Source organism: Pseudomonas sp. NPDC087598, from assembly GCF_044743525.1.
Lineage (GTDB): Bacteria > Pseudomonadota > Gammaproteobacteria > Pseudomonadales > Pseudomonadaceae > Aquipseudomonas.
Genome location: NZ_JBIUWQ010000020.1, coordinates 1,317 through 3,038, shown reverse-complemented (window position 1 = coordinate 3,038; position 1,722 = coordinate 1,317). Strand labels below are relative to the sequence as shown.

1 protein-coding gene and 1 pseudogene are annotated in these 1,722 nt (G+C 59.7%); both read left to right on the top strand.

From position 1 onward, the window contains the following. Positions 1-1,550: glutamine--tRNA ligase/YqeY domain fusion protein (locus ACIOWE_RS13255; protein WP_401391872.1), on the top strand; the 1,550-nt coding region annotated here is incomplete at its 5' end. Positions 1,551-1,571: 21 nt separating this feature from the next. Continuing rightward, positions 1,572-1,722, top strand: a pseudogene (locus ACIOWE_RS13250) (cysteine--tRNA ligase); the annotation flags it as partial.

The following is a 1,722-nucleotide window of genomic DNA, read 5'->3' as shown; positions in this document are numbered from 1 at the left end:
AAAAAAACGGCAACCCCAATTACATATGCTTTAACTACTTCCTGCCACAGGACTTCCGCTCATTCACGCACCTGCGTTTCGACGACACCAACCCGGCCAAGGAAGATCAGGAATACATCGACGCGATCGAAAGCGACGTCAAATGGCTGGGCTTCGAATGGTCCGGCGAAGTGCGCTACGCCTCGCAGTATTTCGACCAGTTGCACGACTGGGCCGTCGAGCTGATCAAGGCCGGCAAGGCCTACGTCGACGACCTGACGCCTGAACAGGCCAAGGAATACCGTGGCAGCCTCACCGAGCCGGGCAAGAACAGCCCGTTCCGCGACCGTTCGGTGGAAGAGAACCTCGACTGGTTCGCCCGCATGCGCGCCGGTGAGTTCCCGGACGGCGCCCGCGTGCTGCGCGCGAAGATCGACATGGCCTCGCCGAACATGAACCTGCGCGACCCGATCATGTACCGCATTCGCCACGCGCATCACCACCAGACGGGCGACAAGTGGTGCATCTACCCGAACTACGACTTCACCCACGGTCAGTCGGACGCCATCGAAGGCATCACTCACTCGATCTGCACCCTCGAGTTCGAAAGCCATCGTCCGCTGTACGAGTGGTTCCTCGACGCCCTGCCAGTGCCGGCGCACCCGCGTCAGTACGAGTTCAGCCGTCTGAACCTCAACTACACCATCACCAGCAAGCGCAAGCTCAAGCAACTGGTGGACGAGAAGCATGTGCATGGCTGGGACGATCCGCGCATGTCCACGCTGTCGGGTTTCCGTCGTCGTGGCTACACGCCAGCGTCGATCCGCAACTTCTGCGACATGATCGGCACCAACCGTTCCGACGGCGTGGTTGACTTTGGCATGCTCGAATTCAGCATCCGTCAGGACCTGGACGCGAACGCCCCACGCGCCATGTGCGTGTTGCGTCCGTTGAAAGTCGTGATCACCAACTACCCGGAAGACCAGGTCGAGAACCTCGAACTGCCGCGTCATCCGCAGAAAGAAGAACTCGGCGTGCGCAAGCTGCCGTTCGCCCGTGAAATCTACATCGACCGCGATGACTTCATGGAAGAGCCGCCAAAAGGCTACAAGCGTCTGGAGCCGAACGGCGAAGTGCGTCTGCGCGGCAGCTACGTGATCCGTGCCGACGAAGCGATCAAGGACGCCGACGGCAACATCGTCGAACTGCGTTGCTCGTACGACCCGGAAACCCTCGGCAAGAACCCGGAAGGCCGCAAGGTCAAAGGCGTGATCCACTGGGTGCCGGCTGCCGCCAGCGTCGAGTGCGAAGTGCGTCTGTACGATCGTCTGTTCCGTTCGGCCAACCCTGAGAAGGCTGAAGACAGCGCGAGTTTCCTCGACAACATCAACCCTGACTCACTGCAAGTGCTGACCGGTTGTCGTGCTGAGCCATCGCTTGGCAATGCACAGCCGGAAGACCGTTTCCAGTTCGAGCGCGAAGGCTACTTCGTCGCCGACATCAAGGATTCGAAACCAGGTCAGCCGGTATTCAACCGTACCGTGACCCTGCGTGATTCGTGGGGCCAGTGATTCAGCGTCAAGGGAATTAAAGTGCTAACGATCTACAACACGCTCACCAAGAGCAAAGAAGTCTTCAAGCCGCTGGATGGCAACAAGGTGCGCATGTACGTCTGCGGGATGACCGTGTACGACTACTGCCACCTCGGCCATGGCCGCAGCATGGTCGCGTTCGACTTGGTGA